Raw genomic sequence first — 22,275 nt, 5'->3', positions numbered from 1 at the left:
AACATCTCTCCTAATACATGCCATTTTCCCATTCACTTATATTTCTTTTGGATCTATCATAATTTAATATATTTATTAACTTTTTAATATTTCCTTTAACTTCTTCCGAAGATTGATTTTCATATTTATTTGCTTTTTCTATCCATTTTTGTTCATTAGTAGTTATTTTAACACTTCCATAATAAGCAGGTTTTCCATATCCGATTTTAGGCTGAATTCTTCCATTAAGTCCTAAAGAAAAACAAAGTAAATTAACTTGTTCCTCTGTCATATTTTCAAATCTTATACTTCCTTCAAATATTCCTCCTATATTTACAAATTCATAAGGAAATTTCCCTTTTTCTAAAATTTTTTTATCCCCATGATGATAAAATTTATAACCTTTATACTTATTATTTTCTAAATATAAATTATTTTCAGGTCTAGGAGGATAAAATTGTGGAATATTTAATATAATCATTTTATTTTTTATATCTTCTTCTCTAAGCTGTAAATCTTCAAATCTAATTTTGCTTTTCTTTCCCATAGCCCCAAACATATTGCATATAATACAGTTATTACTTTCATCTAGTTTGTTTTTAGAAAATTTTTTATAATCTACATTTTTTGATTTAGGGTAACAACTATAAGATATTGCCTCTGCAATGGAACGAATACATCCTTTTAAACTAGTACCAGGAATAATAGGTCTATTATTGAATTTAACAAATTGTTTATATAATAAATTATTATGTTCTTGTAAATGTCCCGATGAAATATGTACTGGTGTTAAGACTTCTAATTTTATATCAATTTTCCCTTCTTCGTTCCCAGTTTTCTTATATTCTTTCATAGGTAAAAAAGGTATAAAACTATATGGCTTTTTCATTGTATTCACACCTATCTGTTTCATTTTTAGTTAATAATATATTCTGTAATAAATTCTTTATATCTTCAAATGTTTCTATTTTTTTCTCCATGTAAAATCCTTTATCTATATATTCATTACTACATTTTGATTTATCATAGTATCTTAATACAATGTTAAATTCTTCTAATTTCATTCTTCCAAATCCCTTAGAAGTAAAACCTCCAAAAACAATATAACCCTCATTAATCCTTTCAAATAAATCTATTAGTAATTTTATATGCCATTTAAAAAAATTTTGAATCTGTATATTTCCTTTAAATAAAGCATCTTCTACATATTCAAAATCGAATAAAGCACTTCCTTTTGCAGCTCCAGTAATTCTATCAATAGCCACAGATTTTCTTGCCCCTATTTTATATTCTCCTTCAGGATAAGCATCTCCAAAAAGAATTCTACTTTTTAATGCAGTTGAACCAAATAGTTTGCATACTGGGCAACTTTTTTTATACCTTGCCGTTCCATCATCTTTTTTCCTATCTACTTTTTTCCCACAATTATTTCTTAAAGGGTCGCAACTACCCTCTAAAATTTTTTCGCTATTAGAACGTAAAACTCCCTTTAAACTTGTCCCAGGTAAAACAGGAACAGGGTTACCATCACGATATACAGTTAAAAATGAATTATCCACTGCATTAGGATTTAAACTATCTTCATTATGACTTCCAATATAAAGTGGACTAACTGTTTTTAATTTATATGAAATAAAGGCTTCATTATGTAATTTTTTAAACATTTTCCCACTCCATTTCTTCTAAAGCTTCTAATCCTTTTTCTAAATAAGTTTTTAGATTATCCATAGTAATTTTATAAATTTTTACTTCTTGTAATTGGATACTTCCTAATCCTGCAGAAGTCTTTCCTCCTATGCGAAAATCTCCATTTTTTAATATGCTTATAATTAACTTTAATATTTCTAAAAGTTCATCTTCAATGTTATCAACGGTCATATAAAAATCAAATTTACTTCCTGAACTTACACACTCAAAATCGTATTTATTATTTTCTGTTCCTGTATCCCTATCTATAGCCACTCCATCTCTCATATCAATATATACCTTTTCTCCTGATTTTAAGTTGGCATCTCTAATATGTATCTTAGAAGCAAAATAATTAGAACCAAATAATTTACAAACACTACAAAGCTTACTGTATATTTCTTCTGCTTCTTTTTTATCATTTAAGTTTTTATCTTTTATCTCTTTTTTTATTTTTTTAATATCGTCATCTGAAACACAAGGTTCATTAACAATTAAACAGGAATTTAATCCTTTATATACTCCACTATAAAGAATCCTTTCAATATATGATCTAATAGTCCCTTTTAATGAACTTCCTGGAATATAAGGAATTCCTTTATGATCTCTTATAACAGTATTATCTGCTAATACAGGGTCAAAATTTTCTTGTCCTGAACCAATATGAAGAGGAGTTAAGGCATATAATGTTCCCTTTATAATATACTTATTTTGAAATTTATTAAATAACATTATTTTCCTCCTTTCTCAATACTTTTTCTAAACCAGTATAAATAGCCAAAAAATTTACTGATATTTGATAAGGCTTCTTCTTCTGTATCAGAAAGTTTTTTTATTTTATCCATATATTCTAAAATAATTTCTCCAAATTTTTTATTATCTTTAAAATTTTTTTCCCATCCGTTTCCTCTTGCTATTTTATATGCTATATATAATTCCAATTCCTTATAACAATCAGCATTTAAAGCTATTGTAGCCATATTTCTAATATTTGTACTACCTAAATTTTTACTCCCTGTTTTTTCCCAAAATATATTATTACTTTTAATTTCATCTATGTATTCTAAAATTTTATTTTTTATTTCTTTATTCATTATCTACCCCTCCATCATAAATTTTAATCCATCCAAATCCATTTTCTGTTTCTAACCCAAAGGTTTTATTAGAGAAATCTTTATAAATCTGTTCAAAGGAATTATTAGTCTTTAATACAATAACACTGCCCTTTTGTAAATGTAATACTGCACTTTTTCGATTATCATTTGTTCCTTTAGAAGTATCATATCCCCTATATATATTAGTTTCTCCATAAATCATTTGTATGGCATAATCTTCGCTAATATCTAATAGATTTTGCCATTCTTTTTTATATTCTTCTGTTTTTTTATAACCATTTAATTCTATATGAGGTAATTTAACATCAGAAACAAATAAAATAGCAAAATAATTTAAATTATCATCTAAAAAATTATCTAAATTGTTATTTTTAAAATTTCTTTCTTTTTTTAATAAATTTTTAAATTTTTTATCGAATTTTTTCATTTTGTTAATTATTAAAGACTGATCCTCTGTTTTATTTTCATATATTATTTCTAATTCAACTTGTCCAAAACCAGAAGATATATATTTCCCAATACGTAAATCATTAAATAATTTTAATTCTTCTTCATTTATTCCTTCAATCTTCCCTTTAAAATAGCTATTAATTTTATCATTTTCCTTAGTTGTTCCTTCTACTGCTACTAAGGTATATAAAGAACCATCCTTAGAAGTTTGAGTGTATGGATTTATGGAAGTTCTAGTAAAGTAATTCCATATAACAGAATATGGTTTATCATTTTTTCTTAAGCCTGTGGAAAATTCTACTCTTTGTTCACATTTTTTACATTTTCTTTCGTCCACCAAACAATCTATATATCCATGTTCATCATTTTCTTTACACTTCATAGCTGTAAGAGGAACTACTTCTGTATCTTCTGGATAGAAAAATGAAAATTCTATATCACTAAATTTTTTACAAATATTTTTATATATGCACTTTTTGCATTCGTCTAGATTTCTAAAATATACCCAGTTATATTTTTTTTCTCTATTAATTTCAACATAATTTTCTCTATTAACGGCACAATGATTTAATATATGCCTAGCAAAAGCCGCTCTAACAACATTTCCAGGAATATAATCGATTCCTTGTATAAAATTAGATGTTAACTTTTTACCTCCTATTAATAAGGGAGAATTAAATTTCATTCTAATATTCATTTTGTCACCTCCCTAATAAACACTTTACAATGTCCAAGTCCCTTACTCTTACCTTTTCCAATAGCATCAACCATTAAAAATGCCATTTCTAAATCTTCTTTATAATTTATAGTAATATCATCAAAATAAATAATCACCTTTCCAGTATAAATTCCTTTTTCTCCTATTTCATAATTAAATAATCCTTTATCTTTTGCAGTCTTTTTATATCTATCAACTCTTATTCCATATCTTATATCTGTATTTTTGGGCTTATTTGAAATAAAGTCTTCAAAATATATTTTTGAAGGCTTATATCCTTCTCCTCCAAATATTAAAGCTTCTATTTTTTCTGCATCTAATCTATTCATTTTACTTTCCAAAAGCATTCTAAAATAACTTCTTACCTTTCCTTTTACAGTAGATCCGGGAATATATGGATTTTGACCTTTCTTGATTATATATTCATCTATAAAACCATTCTCTACTACTCCAGATGATATATGGAATGGGGAATTAAACTCTATATCAACTTGATATTCCTTTTTAATCAATCAAAATCCCCCCTTATTAAATCAAATAAATCCGTAATATCTTTCCAAGGAAAATCATCTATATTTTCAAGTAATTCATTGATATCTTTAAAGTTATACAATTTTTTCATATATTTTGAATATTCATTGCCTATACGGGATTGCTGATATAAATAAAAGAGCTTAAATTCTTCTTTTTCCATCTTTTCAGCTGCATATCTAAATTTGTATATTTGAGAAGGCTTAATTTTAGAATTATTTTTCATTTCTTTCAAAATTGAAATAAATCTTGATACTTCTTCTGCACTGGCAGGAAAAAAGCTTTTTCTTTTATTATTCCAATCAATTAATCCTACACCCTTAAGCACTTCTATATCAATTGATCCTTTATTAAGTTTTTTAGATTTTACATATTGCTTTGCTGATTTTAATTTTTTTTGTGCAATAGAAAACATATTTCTAATAGGAGTATTAAACTTTCCTATACAAATACCTACAGACATGGTTATTTCATAATTAAATTTTTTATCAAATTCTGTAACAATATCTCTTGATATTTCCAAGCTATAATCTGCTGGAACTATAATAAAAATATCATCTCCTCCTAAAGCTATAACCTCAAACCTTGCTTTTCCCTGCATGTTCTTTTTTATAGCATTATATACACAAGATTTAGTTATTTCATCAGTTTTTCGGCTAAAATATGCCATTTTAAATGGAGTGTCAATATTCTTTACAACATTCCCCATATTATTCCCGTCTCCATAAATTACAGCAATATTGTTATTTTTATCTTTTAAATCTTCTATAACTTTAATTGACTTTTTTACTTCTCCACCAGTTATATTTTGATATTCTTGCATAAATCTTGATTTATCCTTTCCTGCTTTATTTTTTCTAAAACAAGAAGGACAAGCTACTATTTCCCCTTCAGCAGTATTTATAATATATTTCCCATCTCTTACTTGACATAAAGGACAAATTTCATTAGATTGTACCTTTTCATCTTTAGAAAAATGAATTGTTTTATTATTTATAGTTATTTCCACTTCACTATCTGGATTTATTTGATATATTTTAGATTTTTTTCGTTCTTCTAGTTTTATAGTTAATTCTCTTGAAATTTCATTAAAATCATATAAAAATGTATTTATGTTGGTAGGAATAAATTCAAAGGCATTTTGTACGGTTAAAGCTATCTCAAAATATCTATTTTCTAAAATTTCACAAATATGTTCCCCCTTATCTTTAGGAGTAATTAAAACTATATTACCTCCCCCACTATATATCTTACATTCATCAATCAAATGATTCTGTATTATATTGTCTGTAACTTGAATATTAAGATAATCTATTAATACACTTCCTCCACGAATATCTTTAATTTTGTCATTTTCCAAAAAATACTTTTTTATTTTATAAATAGAACCTTTTACTAAATCTATTTCTATTTCTTTAAAATCTTCTTCTTTTTCTCCTTTTAAATAAGCATGAATAAAGGATTTTAATTTTGTTTTTTCTTCTGTAAAAAATTGCTTATACGATTTTATTCTATCAAATTTTTTATTTTCTTTACCTGAAATAATATAGTCTAAAGCTACATATAGCCTTACTACATCATAAATAGAAGCTTGTGTTTTGACATTTTTCCCATTATTATCTTTAAATATATAAGGATAATCTTTATATTTTTCTAAAATCTCTATTTTTTCATTATTTATATGAGATTTTATTTCATTATATCCTTGATTAAATTCCGCTATATCCATAGTTTTGGGATATAGACACATCATATTCTCCATCATATCCCTCCTTTGAATATAAATTATTTTATATATTTGTAATTTAACCCACAATTATATATTATCTTAAAATTTTTATATTTTCAATTTTTGCTTCTAAAAAACAAGATATTAATATAAAAATTTACATAAAAAAAGAAATCTTTTAAATAAGATTTCTATACTTATGCACAAATGTATTATTTTGTATTTTTATTTCTTTATAAGTATTATATAAACTGCCACAAATGTATATCCATAAAAAATAAATATAATATTTCAATTCCTTCTAAGTAATCTATAAAACATATAAACATAATGTATAATATTTTTGATTTTTATTTAATTTATATTCTATATTATAAATATTATCTTTTTTTATTCATCCTTATTTTATAGTAAATATATAAATTTTATTTTCTGTCGACCTTCTATACTTTACACTATTACAGATCGACAGTATTTATTTTATAAAAAATATACTTTTTGTATTCAACTAATTTTTTCGATCATTCCAAATCCTTGAGAATTTTTACTCCCAAGACCATAGTTATAAGCAATCTTTATAAGTTCAATATCTCCTTTTAATTCAAAAGTACCCATCCATCCTTTTATGATAAAATTTTTATAACGAATTATATTAGGATTTTTATTATAGCTTATAGTTTTAATTTCAAAATCCATATTTTTAGATTTTGAATTAAATATACTTGCTTTTCTTATAAGATTCTCTTTAATCATTGTTGCAAATTGTTTTTCTTGTGGAGAATAATAATGAGTAAATTTTTTATTTTCATTAGACAAGGTACTATAAATCACTATTGGAGATAAAGTTTTAATTTTCATATTTTCTTCTATTGAAGGTTTTTCTAAAAAAACTTCCTTGGCTTTAACTATATTAGTCCCTAATGTAAGATTATCTTCTTTAATTAAAGTATTAGCTAAGTTTTCAATAAAAGGCGGAAACATGGAGGTAACCTTTAAAGTGACCTTATCCGTAAATATTATTCTCTTTTTATTATTATTTATTTTAAAATTTCCTTCCAACCTAGAAAAAGAAAAAAATTTAAATATTCTTTTTTCTTTATTAAATCCTTTATTATGTATAAAATCTCGTAAATAAGGATCAGAAAGATTTTTATAAAGGAATCCTTGTATAGTTTGATTATATGATAAAGGTAAATTAATTGGACCATTTCCTTTTAATATAATATTTATTCTCATATAAAAATCCTCTCTTTTAGATACTTTTTTTAAATTAATAGTTAGTACGATTATATATTACTACAATAAATATTAAAACCCTTTTTAAAAATATAAGAAATCTAAATAGGCCTGTTAATTCTAAATTTAAAACAAGTGGGATTTTAAAAATCCCACCTTAACTATTAACAAATAACCAAAATTTTAATAACTTTTATTTTAAATTTAATTTAACATACTAAACTTTATTATTTATTAAATTAATTCAACAAATTATTTCTTATATTCCATGTTTTACCCTGTCTCTTTCTTCTGCTCTTTTTCCATTATTCCATCTACTTAAATCTCCTACTAAATATCCTGTAATACGTCTAATTCTTTCAAAATACACTCCATTTTCTCCGTCACGACGACCGCATTTAGGACATTCATTGTCTAAAATTCCATTATATCCACAAATAGGGTCTCTATCTACTGGATGATTAATAGATCCATATCCTACTCCCATTTCAGCCATTGATTTCACTATCATCTCAAAGGCTTCTAAGTTCTTTGCAGGATCTCCGTCTAATTCTATATAAGTAATATGCCCTCCATTACATAATTCATGGTAAGGAGCTTCTATTTTTATTTTTTCAAAAGCTGATATAGGATAATATACTGGTACATGAAAAGAATTAGTATAATATTCTCTATCAGTTACTCCTTCTATAATTCCAAAACGTTTTTTATCTATAGCTGTAAATCTTCCGGATAATCCTTCTGCTGGAGATGCAATCAAAGAAAAATTAAGTCCATATTTTTCACTAGCTTCATCCATACGTCTTCTCATAAATCCAACTATTTCAAGTCCTAATTCTTGAGCTTCTTTAGATTCTCCATGATGTTTGCCTATTAATGCTTTTAAAGTTTCTGCAAGGCCTATAAATCCCATAGTTAATGTTCCATGTTTTATAACTTCTCTAATTTCATCATTTCTATCTAATTTATCTGAATCAATCCATATTTTTTGTCCCATTAAAAATGGAAAATTTTTAGCTTTTTTCTTGGCTTGAATTTCAAATCTTTCTAATAATTGATCAATAACTAAATCAATAGTTTCATTTAATTTATCAAAAAATACTTCCTTATTTCCTTTTGAAATAATGGCTATATAAGGTAAGTTAACAGAAGTAAAACTTAAATTCCCTCTACCATAAGTAATTTCTCTACTAGGATCAAAATTATTAGCGGCTACTCTAGTTCTACATCCCATATAAGCTACTTCTCCTGCTGTACCATGTTTTTCATAATAAATTTTATTAAACGGAGCATCTAAAAAACTAAAATTAGGGAAAAGTCTCTTAGCACTTACTCTACAAGCTAATTTAAATAAATCATAGTTTGGGTCATCTTTTTCAAAAGAAATCCCTTTTTTAACTTTAAAGATTGATATAGGGAATATAGGTGTTTCTCCATTACCAAGGCCTCTTTCTGTAGCTAATAAAAGATTTTTAGATACCATTCTTCCCTCTGGAGACGTATCTGTTCCAAAATTAATACTACTAAAAGGAACTTGCGCTCCAGCTCTTGAATGCATTGTATTAAGATTATGTATAAACGCTTCCATAGCTTGAAAGGTCTTTTCATCAACCTCTTTTTTAGAATGCTTTATTGCAAATTTTTGAGCTTTTTTTATTAAATCTGTATTATCTATATTCAAATATTTTTTTATTTCTTCTGATTCTAGTTTAATATATTCATCTTTCATATCTAACTGAGGAGTTAAACCTCTATTCTCTTTTATTGTATCAACAACTTTATAAGCAATTTCTTTTGCTTCTTCATTAGAAATTTCCAATAAAAATTCAAGAGCTTTAGCTAAATTAGATTTATATAATTTAATATAAGTTTTCGCCACTCCTGGTGCTAATCCAAAATCAAAATTTGGAATGGATTGTCCTCCATGCATATCATTTTGATTACTTTGAATAGCAATTGCTGCAAGAGCTGCATAACTTGAAATATCTTGAGGCTCTCTTAAAAAACCATGTCCTGTAGAAAATCCATTTTTAAATAATTTAATAATATCTATTTGACAACAAGTCATAGTTAAAGTTAAAAAGTCTAAATCATGTATATGAATTCTTCCTTCTTGATGAGCCTTAGAATGCTCTGGATTTAAAACATGTAAATGATAAAATTCCTTTGCTCCTTCTGAACCGTATTTAAGCATTGCCCCCATAGCTGTATTACCGTCTACATTAGCATTTTCTCTCATTAAATCATTTTTTTCTACTTCTTCATAAGTGATACCTTGATATGTTTTCATAAGTCTTGTTTGACTTTCTCTTATCCTTGTTCTAGTTGCTCTGTATAAAATATAAGATTTTGCAGTTTTAGCATGCCCACTTTCAATTAATATTTTTTCTACACTATCCTGTATAGTTTCAACATCTGGAATCTCATCTTTAGGAAGAGTATTTATTAAATATTCTACTACATCATTACTAAGTTTTTGTGCAGTTTTGTAATCATGTCCTCCAACAGACATAGCTGCTTTATAAATAGCCATTGCTATCTTTTCTTGATTAAATTCTACAATTCTTCCATCTCTTTTTTTAACTTTCATTAACATAATAAATCCCCCTACTACTTATTTTGTTTTGCTTTTAATAACTTTGTTAATTCATCCATAAATGTATTTATATCTTTAAATTGCCTATATACAGATGCAAATCTAACATAAGCAACTTCATCCACTGCTTTTAATTTTTCCATAACTAGTTCTCCTATTTGAGTACTATGAACCTCTTTTTGAAGGGTGTTAAAAATTACATTTTCAACATCATCTACTATACTTTCCATTTCTTGCATTGATATGGATCTTTTATTACAAGATTTAACAATCCCATTTAAAATTTTGTTTCTGTCGAAAACTTCTCTTGTTCCATCCCGTTTTATAACCATAATAGGAATAGTTTCTATTTTTTCGTAAGTTGTAAAACGTCTTCCACATTTTTCACATTGTCTTCTTCTTCTAATAGAATTATTTTCTTCTGAAGGTCTAGAATCTACTACCTTAGTATCCTCTCCATTACAAAAAGGGCACTTCATTTCATTCCTCCTCATAAAAAAACAATATTTTGTGTACTTAAAATTATAAACCACAAAATATTGTTAGTCAATTCATTTTATAATATTTTCTAAATTTCACAAACTATGTTTTAATATTCTGACTCTTTTAATACATCTTCGGAAGTAATATCTACTAAAATAATATCTTCTCCTATTTTTTTTATTTTATTCCAAGGAATTTGATACTCCATATCCTTACCAAAAAAACCTAAAAGTTTTCCAGGCCCTGGAACAATAATTTTTTTAATTCTCCCTTCATGCAAATCTATTTCTATATCACATATATATCCCAATCGGGACCCATCTAAAGTACTAATTACTTCTTTTTGTTTCATATCATAAATTCTAACCAAAATTAATCCCCTCTTTCAATATTATATTACATTATATTCAAAAATTTTTTTAAAATCACAATAAAATAAACACTATATGAGGATTTCATATAGTGCATAATTATTTTTTATCATTTATTTTTTATATATACTTTCTCATATGTTTAAGGGCTGTTTTTTCTAATCTTGAAACCTGTGCTTGAGAAATTCCTATTTCTTCAGCCACCTCCATTTGAGTTTTTCCTTCAAAAAATCGTAATGATAATATATGTTTTTCCCTTTCATTTAATTTTTTCATAGCTTCATTTATAGCAATATTTTCTAACCATGCTTCATCTTGATTTTTATCATCACTTACTTGATCCATAATATATAAAGCATCTCCATTATCATGATAAACCGGTTCAAATAAAGAAATAGGTTCTTGTATTGCATCTAAGGCAAATACTACATCTTCTTTAGGCATTCCTAATTCTTTTGCTATTTCTGTAATAGTAGGCTCTTTAGAATTTTTACGTATTAATTTTTCTTTAACTTGTAATGCTTTATACGCTGTATCTCTAAGGGACCTACTTACTCTTATGGAATTATTATCCCTTAAATATCTTCTTATTTCTCCTATAATCATTGGAACTGCATAAGTTGAAAATTTTACATTTTGAGTTATATCAAAATTATCTATAGCTTTTATAAGTCCAATACATCCTACTTGAAATAAATCATCTACATGTTCTCCTCTGTTATTAAATCTTTGTATAACACTTAATACCAATCTTAAATTCCCTTTAATATATGCTTCTCTTGCCTCCTGATCACCTTCTAAAATTCTTTTAAATAATTCTTCTTTTTCTTTATTACTAAGAACAGGTAATTTAGAGGTGTTTACCCCACATATTTCCACTTTGTTGATTGCCATGATGTTCCCTCCAGTATCATTATAATTCACTTATTAAAATGATTACCAGAGGAAACTAAATTATACATTTGATTTAACTCATTCTATTTATTTCCTTTTTTAATCTATAAATTATTTTTTTCTCCAATCTTGATATATAAGATTGAGATATCCCTAAAAGATCTGCAACTTCTTTTTGAGTTTTTTCTTTTCCTTCTCCTTTAAGTCCAAATCTAAGTTCTACTATTTCTTTCTCTCGATTAGATAATTTATTCATAGCCTTATTTAACAATTCATGATCAACTTCATCTTCAATACTTCTATAAATAATATCTGGATCAGTTCCTAATATATCTGAAAGTAATAATTCATTTCCATCCCAATCTACATTTAAGGGTTCATCTATAGAAATCTCTGTCTTTAATTTATTAGTTCTTCTAAGATACATAAGAATTTCATTTTCAATACATCTAGAAGCATAAGTTGCCAATTTAATTTTTTTATCAGGTTTAAAAGTATTAATCGCTTTAATAAGTCCTATAGTTCCTATAGATATTAAATCCTCTATTCCAATCCCTGTATTTTCAAATTTTCTAGCTATATATACTACTAATCTAAGATTTCTTTCTATTAAAACTGATTTTATATGTAAGTCGTCTTCCCCACCTAATTTATTTATAAGTTCATTTTCCTCTTCTTTATTTAAAGGTGGTGGTAATATTTCACTTCCTCCTATGTAATATATGGTATCCCTCTTATCTAGCCCCATGGTATTTAGTAACTCATTCCAAAAATGTTGAATCTTAAATTTAACTTCTTTAAATATTTGCATATTATTCCTCCTTATTTAATATAATTATGCTATTTTATGAAATATGTCAGGATGAAGTAATGCTTGATATTTATTATCTTGCGAAAGCCTTTGATTGTATATTCCTATTACTACATCTTTTAACACAGTTATATTATTATCCTTTTCTATTACTTCAACTTGATCTGGTTTAAATCCTAATAACATACCATTTGGCATTCCTAAACTTGAAAAAGGAATCATTCTTATTTTTGAACTAATAGAAGTTTTTATAATAGATTTTATAAGTAAATCTAAGTCATTCTCTTTATTATTATTAAATATATTTTGAATAGAATCCGGTAAAAAAGATTTAATAGAAGAAAATTCAACAACAATGACAGGATTTTTACTAAATGGGTCATATAAAGCATTACCAGTATCTAATAAAGCAGTTGTACATATTTTTTTTTCATTGAAATAAATATTAATTGGATATACAATCCCTTCTTTATTTAAAAATTTATTAATCCAAGTCCATATAATCTTTATAAGAAAATAAGATATAATACATGAAACTATAAGTAATACAATAGGAAAATTTTCTATTCTAAAATCAAGAACATTTTTAATTAATTTCCCTATATTTAAATAATAAAATAGGGCAATTCCAATTCCACCTAAGGAAAAAGCAGTAATATGAAATAAAATAAATATCTTTACAAGTTTTTTTATACTTTTAGGTTTATAAGTAATTATTAAAGGAATCATAGGTAATATTATAATTCCTATTAAATTATATGTTGCTCTAAATACAGGTATAAATATCATTAAACAGTAAAGTATAGCTCCTAAAAATGCTCCTAATAATAATCTTTTTATAGTAATATCTTGTTTAATAATTTTACTTACTATCCATAATATAAAATAATCCATTATAAAATTAAGAACAAATACTACATCTGCATATATTTCTATCTGAAAAGAGCCATTCATCGTTAAACTTCCCCCATTTATATAATTACTTATTCCATGTATATTATTTATCCAAAATTCATATTACTATTATACAAAAATATTTATCCATTTTTTGTAAAATCATCTGATTGCAAAAAAAAAGATATGGTAAACCATATCTCAAAAAATTAGAATAGATTGTTGAATAAACAATAAATAAATATAATATTTAAAATTAAAAAATAAAATATGACAAAAAGGATAAATAGCTTAAAATAATAGGGGAATAAGCTGTTATTGAATTCCATAATTATTCAACAATCTATATTTAATTACATCAATAATATGAACTATAATTGTTACATTTTTGTTACAATAAATTGAATTTTTTATAAATTTTATTTTAAGATAAAGAATGAATAAATATTCCACTGCGTAATTTAGGTTCAAACCAAGTAGATTTAGGAGGCATAATTTTGTTAGCATCTGCAATATCCATTAAATCTTCTATAGTTGTTGGATACATAGAAAAAGCTACTTTCATTCCATTATGTACTCTTGCTTCTAATTCTTTTAATCCCCTAATTCCACCTACAAAATCAATCCTTTTATCAGTTCTAGGGTCTTTTATACCAAGAATAGGCTCTAAAATATTATTTTGCAAAATTGACACATCAAGTCTTTCTACTGGATCTTTTATATTAAAACTACCTTTTTTAGCTGTTAATTTAAACCATTTATTGTTTATATACATCCCAAATTCATGTTTTTTAACTGGTTTACAAGGTTCATTATCTTCTAATTTTTCAACAATAAATTTTTCATTTAAAGAATTTAAAAATTCTTCTTCCGATAATCCATTTAAATCTTTTACTACCCTATTATAATCCATAATGTGTAATTGGTCATGGGGAAATAAAACGGATAAAAAGAAATTAAATTCTTCATCTCCTGAAAATCCTTTTTCTCTTCGCTTAAGTCCTACTTTTACAGCAGAAGCTGCTCTATGATGTCCATCTGCAATATATAGATATTTAACTTCTTTAAAATATTCTTTTATTTTTTCTATAATATTATCATTATCTATTACCCAAATAATATGTTTAATGTTGTCTTCTGTTTTAAAATTATATACTGGTTCATTATTTTTCATCCAAACTTTTATTACATTATTTATTTCTTGTTTAGAACGATAAGTTAGAAATATTGGTCCTGTATGAGCATTACAATAATCTACATGATTTATTCTATCTAATTCTTTATCTTCTCTTGTTAATTCATGTTTTTTTATTATATTATCTCGATATTCATCAATAGAAGTACATCCTACAATCCCTATTTGTTCTCTATCATCCATGACTAATTTATAAATATATAAATAAGGTTTATCATCTTTTATGTATATCCCTTCATCTATCATTTTATTTAAATTATCTCTTGCCTTTTCATACACCTTTTTATCATATAAATCAATGTCACTATCTAAATCTATTTCTGCTCTATCAACATGTAAAAATGAATAGGGATTATCCTTTACCATATTTCTTGCTTCTTCACTACTCATGACATCATATGGTAACGCAGCTACTTTATGTACAATATCCTTTCTTGGCCTTATTGCTTTAAAACTTCTTAAAATAGCCATTTTAGTCCTCCTTTTTTAAAAAACTTCCGCCAAATATATATGACGGAAGTTGTTAATTAATTATACTCTTTCTTTAGGGGTATATTTTGTATGAAGGAGTTTATGTGCTCTTTCACTCATTGGATGCCCTAAATAAGTATCGTATAACTCTTTAATAGCTGGATTTTCATGGGATTTTCTAATTGGCTTATTAGCATCTTCTCTATAAATCGCCTCTGCACGTTTTTTCAAAATTTCAATATTTCCATGGTGATATGGTTGCCCTCCTCCACCAATGCATCCACCAGGACAAGCCATAATTTCTATTGCATGAAAATTCCTTGGGTTACCATTCTTTATTTCCTCAAGAAGTTTTCTTGCATTTCCTAATCCATGGGCAATCCCAATATTAAGATCCAAATCGCCCATTTTAACTGTAGCAGTACGAACTCCTTCCATCCCTCTTAATTGTTCAAATTCAACTTTTTCAAGGGGTTTGCCTGTAAATAATTCATAAGCTGTTCTTGTTGCTGCTTCTATAACTCCTCCAGTAGTACCAAAAATTACTCCTGCACCAGTAGATTCTCCTAAAGGTTTATCAAAATCCTCATCTTCAAGATCTTTAAATTCTATATTAGCTTTTTTAATTAAATGTGCTAATTCCCTTGTAGAAATAGAAATATCTACATCTGGATTACCATTTACTGCAAATTCATCTCTAGATGCCTCATATTTTTTAGCTAAACATGGCATAACAGAAACTACCACCATTTTTTCTCTTGGAATTCCTAATTTTTCAGCATAATAAGATTTTGCTATAGCTCCAAACATTTGTTGTGGAGATTTTGCTGTTGAAGGAACATCTAATAATTCTGGAAATTGACTTTCAAAGAAATTTACCCATCCTGGACAGCAAGATGTAAGAATTGGAAGTTTTACAGTTTTATCTCCATCTAAAAATCTTTTTATTCTATCTAATAATTCTGTTCCTTCTTCCATTATAGTTAAATCTGCTGCAAAATCTGTATCAAAAACATAATCAAAACCTAATCTTCTAAGAGCTGCTACCATTTTTCCTGTAACCAAAGTTCCAGGTTCCATGCCAAATTCTTCTCCTAAAGCTGCTCTAACTGCTGGAGCTGTTTGAACAACTACCACTTTATCTGGATCTGCTAAAGCTTCTACAACATCCCATGTATAATCTTTTTCACTAAGAGCTCCTACAGGACATACTGCAACACATTGTCCACAATGAGTACATACAGAATCTTCTAAGTTAACTTCAAAAGATGTGGCAACAACAGCATTAAAGCCTCTATTTATTCCAGATAATGCTCCTACTGTTTGTACTTCATTACACATAGTTTCACATCTTCTACACATAATACATTTATCCATATCACGAATAATTGTTGTAGAATAATCTTTTCTATAAGTTGATTGTTTAGCATCTTTAAATCTTACTTCTCTTAATCCAAAGGTTTCTGCTAATTCTTGTAATTCACAATTACCTGATTTTGGGCAAATTAGACAATCCTTTGGATGGTCTGATAATAGTAATTCTAAAACAACCTTTCTTGCATTTAATACTCTAACTGTATTGGTCTTTACAACCATACCATCAAACACAGGAGTTGCACAAGCAGGTGCTAAATTTCTTCTACCTTCTACTTCAACAACACAGATTCTACAAGAAGCTGCTTTATTAACCATCTTAATATCATGTAAATCAAGATGACATAATGTAGGGATATGAATTCCTACTTTTTGAGCTGCCTGTAAAATTGTACTTCCTTTAGGAACTACAACCTGTTTTCCATCAATTGTAACTTTTATATCTGACATTGGTTTTACACTCCTTTTCTTTTATTGCCTTACAATTGCACTAAATTTACATTTATCGTAACAAGCTCCACATTTAATACATTTATCTTGATCTATTACATGAGTTGATTTTACTTTACCTGAAATTGCACCTACAGGACAAACTCTTGAACAAGCTGTACATCCAATACATTTTTCTTCAAGAATTTTATATTGTAATAAAGCTGTACACTGTCCTGCTGGACATCTATGTTCTTTTACATGAGCTACATATTCATCCCAAAAAGTTTCTATAGTAGATAGTACTGGATTTGGAGCTGTTTGTCCTAATCCACATAAAGCTGTATCTTTAATAGTTTGACTTAAAGTTTTTAAGGTTTGAAGGTCTTCCATTGTACCTTTTCCTTCAGTAATCTTAGTTAAAATTTCTGATAATCTTTTAGTTCCAACCCTACAAGGAGTACATTTACCACAGGATTCATCTTCTGTAAATTCTAAATAGAATTTTGCTACACTTGGCATACAATCATCTTCATCCATAACAATCATTCCACCAGAACCCATCATTGAACCTTTAGCAAGTAAATTATCAAAATCAATAGGAGTATCTAAATCTTTTTCTGTTAAACATCCTCCAGAAGGTCCTCCTGTTTGAACTGCTTTAAATTTCTTACCATTTTTAATTCCGCCACCAATATCAAATATAACTTCTCTTAAAGTCGTTCCCATAGGTACTTCAATAAGACCCACATTATTAATTTTACCAGCTAAAGCAAATACCTTAGTTCCTTTAGATTTTTCTGTTCCAATAGAACTAAACCAATCTGCTCCTTTTAATAAAATTACAGGAATGTTGGCAAATGTTTCTACATTATTTACATTGGTTGGTTTTCCCCAAAAACCTGATTCAGCTGGGAATGGAGGTTTTGTTGTAGGTTCTCCTCTTCCCCCTTCCATGGAATGAATAAGAGCTGTCTCTTCACCACATACAAAAGCTCCAGCACCGTATTTTATTTCAATATCAAAATCAAAACCTGTACCTAAAATATCTTTTCCTAATAATCCATATTCTCTTGCAGATTTAATAGCATTTCTTAAACGTTGAATAGCTAAAGGATATTCCGCACGAATATATACTAACCCTTTATTTGCTCCTATGGCATATCCACATATTGCCATAGCTTCTACTACTGAATGAGGATCTCCTTCTAAAATTGAACGATCCATAAATGCTCCTGGATCTCCTTCATCAGCATTACAGACAACATATTTTTGATCAGCTTTGTTTTTATGAGCAAATTCCCATTTAAGCCCTGTGGGGAAACCTCCACCACCACGACCTCTTAATCCAGATTTTTTAACTTCTTCTATAACTGTTTCTGGTGTCATTTCAGTCAATGCTTTTCCTAAAGCTTGATAACCATCTCTTGCAATGTATTCATCTATATTATCTGGATCAATAAAGCCACAATTTCTAAGAGCTACACGCATTTGTTTTTTATAAAAATCCATATGTTTCGAATCTTCAATAGATTTATTAGTCAATGGTTCTTTGTATAACAATCTCTCTACTTTTCTTCCTTTTACTAAATGCTCTTTTACAATAATTTCTGCATCTTCTGGTTTGACTTGTACATAAAAAGTGTTATCTGGAAGAATTTTTACTATTGGTCCTTTTTCACAGAAACCAAAACAACCTGTTTTTAAAACTTGAACATCGTTTTCCATTCCATTTTCTTTTAAGTATTTTTTAATATTATCCACAATCTGACTTGAATTAGAAGAAAGACAACCTGTTCCACCACACACTAATACATGCATTTTATACTTGGACATTACTAAATCCTCCTTTTAGAATTACTCATCTACTGTTTTATGAGTTACAGGTATAATGCCATCTAATAGCTCTCCGTTTTTCACATATTTTTCTATTATCTCTTTAACCTTTTCTTTATCTACTTCCCCAAAAACTACAGGTTCTTTCCCGGGAATAGTTACTTCTACAGTTGGTTCTGCATAACAATAACCCATACATCCTGTCTGAGATATAACTACATTATCTAATTTTTGAGCACTAACTTCATCTACTAAAGCATTCATGACATCTCTAGCTCCTGCTGCAATACCACAAGTAGCCATTGCTACACGAATCTGTATCATTTTTTCCATTTTATCGCCTTTTTCCCTTAGATCAACTTTTGATTTAAACTGTTCTCGAAGTTGTTTTAATTCTTCCAAAGATTTTATCTTTGCCATTATTTTACCTCCCCATATTATTCAAATTCTTTTAAAATTGATTTCACTTGGTCAGGCGTAACTCTCCCATATACTTTTTCTCCAATTAAAACAACTGGAGCCAATCCACAAGCTCCTACACAGCGAAGAGCATCAAGGGAAAATTTACCATCTTTAGTTGTTTCTCCGATATCAATGTTTAATTCTCTTTTAAACTCATTTAATACTTTTTCTGCTCCTCTAACATAACATGCTGTTCCCATACAGACAGAAATAGGATGTTCTCCTTTAGGAATCATGGTAAAAAATGAATAAAAACTAACAACACCATATACTTTAGATACTGGTATTTCTAACTTTTTTGCAACGAATTGTTGCACTTCTCTTGGAAGATATCCAAAAATTTCTTGAGCTTTATGCAATACAGAAATTAAAGCTCCATTTTTTTCATCCAATTCATCAATAAACTGTTCTAATTTCTGAAATCCTTGCTCTGATAATTTATTTGTGCAACTTACACAATTAGCCATTTCCCTTCCCCTTTCTAAATGTTAAAATATAATAATTAAACTTCAAAAAATTTGAAGTTATTTACATAAAAAAAGATTAATGTATACATACTAATAAAAAACTATCATATTTCTTATATAATTGTCAATATTATAACATAAACATACTTTATTTTCTAAATAATTTAGGATAAATACTTAATAATTTCTTCAATAGATTTGCTTTTAATTTCTATAAATTGTTCTCTTTCTAATATATCTGTTAAATAATGAGCATCTGAAGATTTTATAATCATAAAATCATTATATTTCGATATTATTTTATCAATATTACAATATTTCGAAACCTCTATAGTATGTATGTCTAAATCTTTAGGAATCCAACCTAAATTAGATATAATACTATAAGATTTTCTATCTATATGAGCAGGAAAAGATACTCCTTTTAATTCTTTTGTATATTTTACAACATCATAAATACTTAATTTAGTTGCTGTTAAAAGAAGTTTTTCATTTTCCCCAACGATGTCATCTTTATCATCTAAAATTAATTGTTTTCCAAAAATATTCTTATCATTTTTTAACTTTGGCAAATTATCATATACTATATTTTGCATTTTATTAGCAAAATCAATATTAGGAAATAAACAAACCATATGAATTTCCTCTGATGTTTCTATTTCCATACCTGGAATGACCAATAAATCTGTTCCCTTTGCTACTTTCATAACTGCCTCTGCATTTTCACAGGAATTATGATCTGTAATTGCAATAATATCTAATTCTTTTAAAATAGACATATTAACTATATTATTAGGTGTCATATCTTCATCAGCACAGGGAGATAATGCCGTGTGAATATGTAAATCATAAGCATATTTCATAAATATCCCCTTACTTTATACCTATCTCAATTAATTCTTTTATTATTTCATAACTATTTTTATTAGTTGATAATAAAGGAATTTTTTCTTCATTTGCTTTTACAATTGTTTCCTTATCTATAGTAGCTCCTTCTGCCACAATAATACAAGATAAGTTAATTAAAGAAGCAACTGCTATAATATTTACATGACTTTGAATAGTAATCCATACTGCTCCTGCCTTAGCATTTGCCATTACCCAACTAAGTAAATCTCCTACATATCCTGTAGTAATTTCTTTATCTACCCCCTCTTTTCCAGCTATGATAGATAATCCTAATTTTTCAACCATATCTTTAACTGTCATAAATATCCTCCTTATTACATCTTTTCTCTTCCAATGGCTGGAGGCAATTTTTGAGACAAACAAACCATATCTTCAGCCATTTTTCTAACTTTTTGTCTTAACATAAATATACAGTCTTCTATGTTAGCATTATTTCTTACTATATCTTCTGCTAAAGCTCTACAATTTGGAGTGCCACAAGAACCACAATCTATATGTGGAAGTTTTTCATATATTCTTTCTAATTCCTCCATTTTTTTAATTGCTTTTTCCATATCTTCATCCAATGTCATAACAGGTTTATACATTACTTCTTTATTCCATGTTAAATTCCCTTCTATATTAAAATTTTCTTCTTCTATATTTTTTGCCTGATTCATAGAATAATTTAAAACTTTTTTGAGATGATTTTTTGCAACAAAACTATTTTCTACTGTTAAAGGACCTCCAAGACATCCTCCATCACATGCTAATCCTTCAATAAATTCCACATCTTCTAATTTTCCATTTTCCACTTGTTCTAAAATTCTATTTACATTTTCTATTCCATCTACAGCTATATAATTGTCAATTCCTAAAACTTCTCCTTCTCCTCCACTCATAGCCCAACCAATGCCTTTTCTAGTACTTTGCCTAATCTCTTGAACTTTATCAATCTTTTTTATAATAGGAATAAGCTTCATATATACATCTCTTATAGAAATTACTTTATCCACAAACGATTTTTCAAACCCTATAGGATTTTTTGCATTTGTTGCTTTAGCAGCACAAGGACTAATAAAAAATATTCCTATATCTTCTTTTTTAAATCCTTTATTTATTAAATTAGTTTTTACTATCCTAGCTGCTACTTCCATAGGAGACATAATGGGGAGTATATTATCAATTAATTCAGGAAACCTAATTTGAATTAATCTGACAATAACAGGGCAAACTGACGATATAATAGGTTTTTTTAATGAAGAATTTTTTATCATTTTTTTTGAAGCTTCTGTAACAATTTCTGCTCCCCTAGCAACTTCAAATATTTCATCAAAACCTAGTTTTTTAAGTCCTGTTAAGATTACATTAACATCTAATATATTCTTAAATTGTGCATATAAAGTAGGTGCTGGCATTGCTACTTTATACTTATATTCTGATAAACTATCTAAAGTATCTGTTACTGCTTTTTTCGCATGATTTTTACATACTTTTATGCACATACCGCAATCTATACATCTCTCATTTATAATTTTGGCTTTTCCATTTCTTACTCTTATAGCTTCTGTAGGACATCTTTTTATACAATCTGTACATCCCCTACATTTATCTTCTTGAAGAGTCACAGAATGCAGGTGTTTACACATTTTATCACCTT

22 protein-coding genes are annotated in these 22,275 nt (G+C 27.3%); all 22 read right to left on the bottom strand.

Annotated features, from left to right (window positions below; genetic code table 11):
- Positions 1–10: 10 nt before the first annotated feature.
- The gene (locus OM90_RS01635; RefSeq protein ID WP_058485140.1) at positions 11–868 is read right to left on the bottom strand and encodes an RAMP superfamily CRISPR-associated protein; all 858 of its coding nucleotides are present in this window, start codon (positions 866–868) and stop codon (positions 11–13) included.
- A complete protein-coding gene (csx7, locus tag OM90_RS01630) occupies positions 852–1,643 on the bottom strand; it encodes a type III CRISPR-associated RAMP protein Csx7 (RefSeq protein WP_058485139.1) in 792 nt (263 codons plus the stop codon). The genes OM90_RS01635 and csx7 (OM90_RS01630) overlap by 17 nt, the downstream gene beginning before the upstream one ends.
- On the bottom strand, positions 1,636–2,397 hold the full coding sequence (csx7, locus tag OM90_RS01625) for a type III CRISPR-associated RAMP protein Csx7 (RefSeq protein ID WP_058485138.1): 762 nt from the start codon (positions 2,395–2,397) through the stop codon (positions 1,636–1,638). The genes csx7 (OM90_RS01630) and csx7 (OM90_RS01625) overlap by 8 nt, the downstream gene beginning before the upstream one ends.
- Complete coding sequence (locus tag OM90_RS01620; RefSeq protein ID WP_242860841.1) at positions 2,397–2,759, bottom strand: hypothetical protein; 363 nt, start codon at positions 2,757–2,759, stop codon at positions 2,397–2,399. The genes csx7 (OM90_RS01625) and OM90_RS01620 overlap by 1 nt, the downstream gene beginning before the upstream one ends.
- Positions 2,752–3,927 carry an RAMP superfamily CRISPR-associated protein gene (locus tag OM90_RS01615; RefSeq protein WP_058485137.1) on the bottom strand — a complete coding sequence of 392 codons (1,176 nt, stop codon included), beginning with the start codon at positions 3,925–3,927 and terminating at the stop codon, positions 2,752–2,754. The genes OM90_RS01620 and OM90_RS01615 overlap by 8 nt, the downstream gene beginning before the upstream one ends.
- A complete protein-coding gene (locus tag OM90_RS01610) occupies positions 3,924–4,460 on the bottom strand; it encodes an RAMP superfamily CRISPR-associated protein (RefSeq protein ID WP_058485136.1) in 537 nt (178 codons plus the stop codon). The genes OM90_RS01615 and OM90_RS01610 overlap by 4 nt, the downstream gene beginning before the upstream one ends.
- A complete protein-coding gene (locus OM90_RS01605) occupies positions 4,457–6,241 on the bottom strand; it encodes a Cas10/Cmr2 second palm domain-containing protein (protein WP_058485135.1) in 1,785 nt (594 codons plus the stop codon). The genes OM90_RS01610 and OM90_RS01605 overlap by 4 nt, the downstream gene beginning before the upstream one ends.
- A 471-nt stretch (positions 6,242–6,712) precedes the next feature.
- Complete coding sequence (cas6, locus tag OM90_RS01600; RefSeq protein ID WP_058485134.1) at positions 6,713–7,444, bottom strand: CRISPR-associated endoribonuclease Cas6; 732 nt, start codon at positions 7,442–7,444, stop codon at positions 6,713–6,715.
- A gap of 259 nt (positions 7,445–7,703) precedes the next feature.
- Positions 7,704–10,040 (bottom strand): anaerobic ribonucleoside triphosphate reductase, encoded by a 2,337-nt coding sequence (locus OM90_RS01595; protein ID WP_058485133.1) that lies wholly within the window; start codon positions 10,038–10,040, stop codon positions 7,704–7,706.
- Positions 10,041–10,054: 14 nt separating this feature from the next.
- On the bottom strand, positions 10,055–10,519 hold the full coding sequence (gene nrdR / locus OM90_RS01590; RefSeq protein ID WP_058485132.1) for a transcriptional regulator NrdR: 465 nt from the start codon (positions 10,517–10,519) through the stop codon (positions 10,055–10,057).
- Between the two features lie 110 nt (positions 10,520–10,629).
- Complete coding sequence (locus OM90_RS01585; RefSeq protein ID WP_058485131.1) at positions 10,630–10,893, bottom strand: YlmC/YmxH family sporulation protein; 264 nt, start codon at positions 10,891–10,893, stop codon at positions 10,630–10,632.
- A 121-nt stretch (positions 10,894–11,014) separates the two neighbouring features.
- Positions 11,015–11,788, bottom strand: coding sequence for an RNA polymerase sporulation sigma factor SigG (gene sigG / locus OM90_RS01580; RefSeq protein ID WP_058485130.1), 774 nt, complete (start codon positions 11,786–11,788; stop codon positions 11,015–11,017).
- A gap of 73 nt (positions 11,789–11,861) precedes the next feature.
- Complete coding sequence (gene sigE / locus OM90_RS01575; RefSeq protein WP_058485129.1) at positions 11,862–12,599, bottom strand: RNA polymerase sporulation sigma factor SigE; 738 nt, start codon at positions 12,597–12,599, stop codon at positions 11,862–11,864.
- 24 nt (positions 12,600–12,623) lie between these two features.
- Positions 12,624–13,553 carry a sigma-E processing peptidase SpoIIGA gene (locus OM90_RS01570; RefSeq protein WP_058485128.1) on the bottom strand — a complete coding sequence of 310 codons (930 nt, stop codon included), beginning with the start codon at positions 13,551–13,553 and terminating at the stop codon, positions 12,624–12,626.
- A gap of 364 nt (positions 13,554–13,917) precedes the next feature.
- Positions 13,918–15,159 (bottom strand): DUF1015 domain-containing protein, encoded by a 1,242-nt coding sequence (locus tag OM90_RS01565; RefSeq protein WP_058485127.1) that lies wholly within the window; start codon positions 15,157–15,159, stop codon positions 13,918–13,920.
- Between the two features lie 60 nt (positions 15,160–15,219).
- The gene (locus tag OM90_RS01560; protein WP_058485126.1) at positions 15,220–16,983 is read right to left on the bottom strand and encodes an NADH-dependent [FeFe] hydrogenase, group A6; all 1,764 of its coding nucleotides are present in this window, start codon (positions 16,981–16,983) and stop codon (positions 15,220–15,222) included.
- A 21-nt stretch (positions 16,984–17,004) separates the two neighbouring features.
- Positions 17,005–18,798, bottom strand: a complete 1,794-nt coding sequence (gene nuoF, locus OM90_RS01555; protein WP_058485125.1) for an NADH-quinone oxidoreductase subunit NuoF — start codon at positions 18,796–18,798, stop codon at positions 17,005–17,007.
- A 21-nt stretch (positions 18,799–18,819) separates the two neighbouring features.
- Positions 18,820–19,218: a (2Fe-2S) ferredoxin domain-containing protein gene (locus OM90_RS01550; protein WP_058485124.1), complete on the bottom strand. Its 399-nt coding sequence runs from the start codon at positions 19,216–19,218 to the stop codon at positions 18,820–18,822.
- 17 nt (positions 19,219–19,235) lie between these two features.
- Positions 19,236–19,727 (bottom strand): NADH-quinone oxidoreductase subunit NuoE, encoded by a 492-nt coding sequence (gene nuoE / locus OM90_RS01545; RefSeq protein ID WP_058485123.1) that lies wholly within the window; start codon positions 19,725–19,727, stop codon positions 19,236–19,238.
- Between the two features lie 164 nt (positions 19,728–19,891).
- Positions 19,892–20,590, bottom strand: coding sequence for a PHP domain-containing protein (locus tag OM90_RS01540; protein ID WP_058485122.1), 699 nt, complete (start codon positions 20,588–20,590; stop codon positions 19,892–19,894).
- A gap of 10 nt (positions 20,591–20,600) precedes the next feature.
- The gene (locus OM90_RS01535; protein ID WP_058485121.1) at positions 20,601–20,936 is read right to left on the bottom strand and encodes a DRTGG domain-containing protein; all 336 of its coding nucleotides are present in this window, start codon (positions 20,934–20,936) and stop codon (positions 20,601–20,603) included.
- Positions 20,937–20,950: 14 nt separating this feature from the next.
- A complete protein-coding gene (locus OM90_RS01530; RefSeq protein ID WP_058485120.1) occupies positions 20,951–22,264 on the bottom strand; it encodes a [Fe-Fe] hydrogenase large subunit C-terminal domain-containing protein in 1,314 nt (437 codons plus the stop codon).
- Positions 22,265–22,275 lie beyond the last annotated feature (11 nt).

Origin of the sequence: Defluviitalea phaphyphila, from assembly GCF_001466305.1 — a bacterium.
GTDB lineage: Bacteria > Bacillota > Clostridia > Lachnospirales > Defluviitaleaceae > Defluviitalea_A > Defluviitalea_A phaphyphila.
The sequence above is the reverse complement of the archived record's forward strand: the minus strand, read 5'-3'. Positions and strand labels throughout refer to the sequence as shown.

What these genes read in the sequence shown, in the direction of transcription:
- OM90_RS01635 (WP_058485140.1), bottom strand. Translation starts at nt 868, where the DNA reads ATGAAAAAGCCATATAGTTTTATACCTTTTTTACCTATGAAAGAATAT.
- csx7 (WP_058485139.1), bottom strand. Translation starts at nt 1,643, where the DNA reads ATGTTTAAAAAATTACATAATGAAGCCTTTATTTCATATAAATTAAAA.
- csx7 (WP_058485138.1), bottom strand. Translation starts at nt 2,397, where the DNA reads ATGTTATTTAATAAATTTCAAAATAAGTATATTATAAAGGGAACATTA.
- OM90_RS01620 (WP_242860841.1), bottom strand. Translation starts at nt 2,759, where the DNA reads ATGAATAAAGAAATAAAAAATAAAATTTTAGAATACATAGATGAAATT.
- OM90_RS01615 (WP_058485137.1), bottom strand. Translation starts at nt 3,927, where the DNA reads ATGAATATTAGAATGAAATTTAATTCTCCCTTATTAATAGGAGGTAAA.
- OM90_RS01605 (WP_058485135.1), bottom strand. Translation starts at nt 6,241, where the DNA reads ATGGAGAATATGATGTGTCTATATCCCAAAACTATGGATATAGCGGAA.
- cas6 (WP_058485134.1), bottom strand. Translation starts at nt 7,444, where the DNA reads ATGAGAATAAATATTATATTAAAAGGAAATGGTCCAATTAATTTACCT.
- OM90_RS01595 (WP_058485133.1), bottom strand. Translation starts at nt 10,040, where the DNA reads ATGTTAATGAAAGTTAAAAAAAGAGATGGAAGAATTGTAGAATTTAAT.
- nrdR (WP_058485132.1), bottom strand. Translation starts at nt 10,519, where the DNA reads ATGAAGTGCCCTTTTTGTAATGGAGAGGATACTAAGGTAGTAGATTCT.
- sigG (WP_058485130.1), bottom strand. Translation starts at nt 11,788, where the DNA reads ATGGCAATCAACAAAGTGGAAATATGTGGGGTAAACACCTCTAAATTA.
- sigE (WP_058485129.1), bottom strand. Translation starts at nt 12,599, where the DNA reads ATGCAAATATTTAAAGAAGTTAAATTTAAGATTCAACATTTTTGGAAT.
- OM90_RS01570 (WP_058485128.1), bottom strand. Translation starts at nt 13,553, where the DNA reads ATGAATGGCTCTTTTCAGATAGAAATATATGCAGATGTAGTATTTGTT.
- OM90_RS01565 (WP_058485127.1), bottom strand. Translation starts at nt 15,159, where the DNA reads ATGGCTATTTTAAGAAGTTTTAAAGCAATAAGGCCAAGAAAGGATATT.
- OM90_RS01560 (WP_058485126.1), bottom strand. Translation starts at nt 16,983, where the DNA reads ATGTCAGATATAAAAGTTACAATTGATGGAAAACAGGTTGTAGTTCCT.
- nuoF (WP_058485125.1), bottom strand. Translation starts at nt 18,798, where the DNA reads ATGTCCAAGTATAAAATGCATGTATTAGTGTGTGGTGGAACAGGTTGT.
- OM90_RS01550 (WP_058485124.1), bottom strand. Translation starts at nt 19,218, where the DNA reads ATGGCAAAGATAAAATCTTTGGAAGAATTAAAACAACTTCGAGAACAG.
- nuoE (WP_058485123.1), bottom strand. Translation starts at nt 19,727, where the DNA reads ATGGCTAATTGTGTAAGTTGCACAAATAAATTATCAGAGCAAGGATTT.
- OM90_RS01540 (WP_058485122.1), bottom strand. Translation starts at nt 20,590, where the DNA reads ATGAAATATGCTTATGATTTACATATTCACACGGCATTATCTCCCTGT.
- OM90_RS01535 (WP_058485121.1), bottom strand. Translation starts at nt 20,936, where the DNA reads ATGACAGTTAAAGATATGGTTGAAAAATTAGGATTATCTATCATAGCT.
- OM90_RS01530 (WP_058485120.1), bottom strand. Translation starts at nt 22,264, where the DNA reads ATGTGTAAACACCTGCATTCTGTGACTCTTCAAGAAGATAAATGTAGG.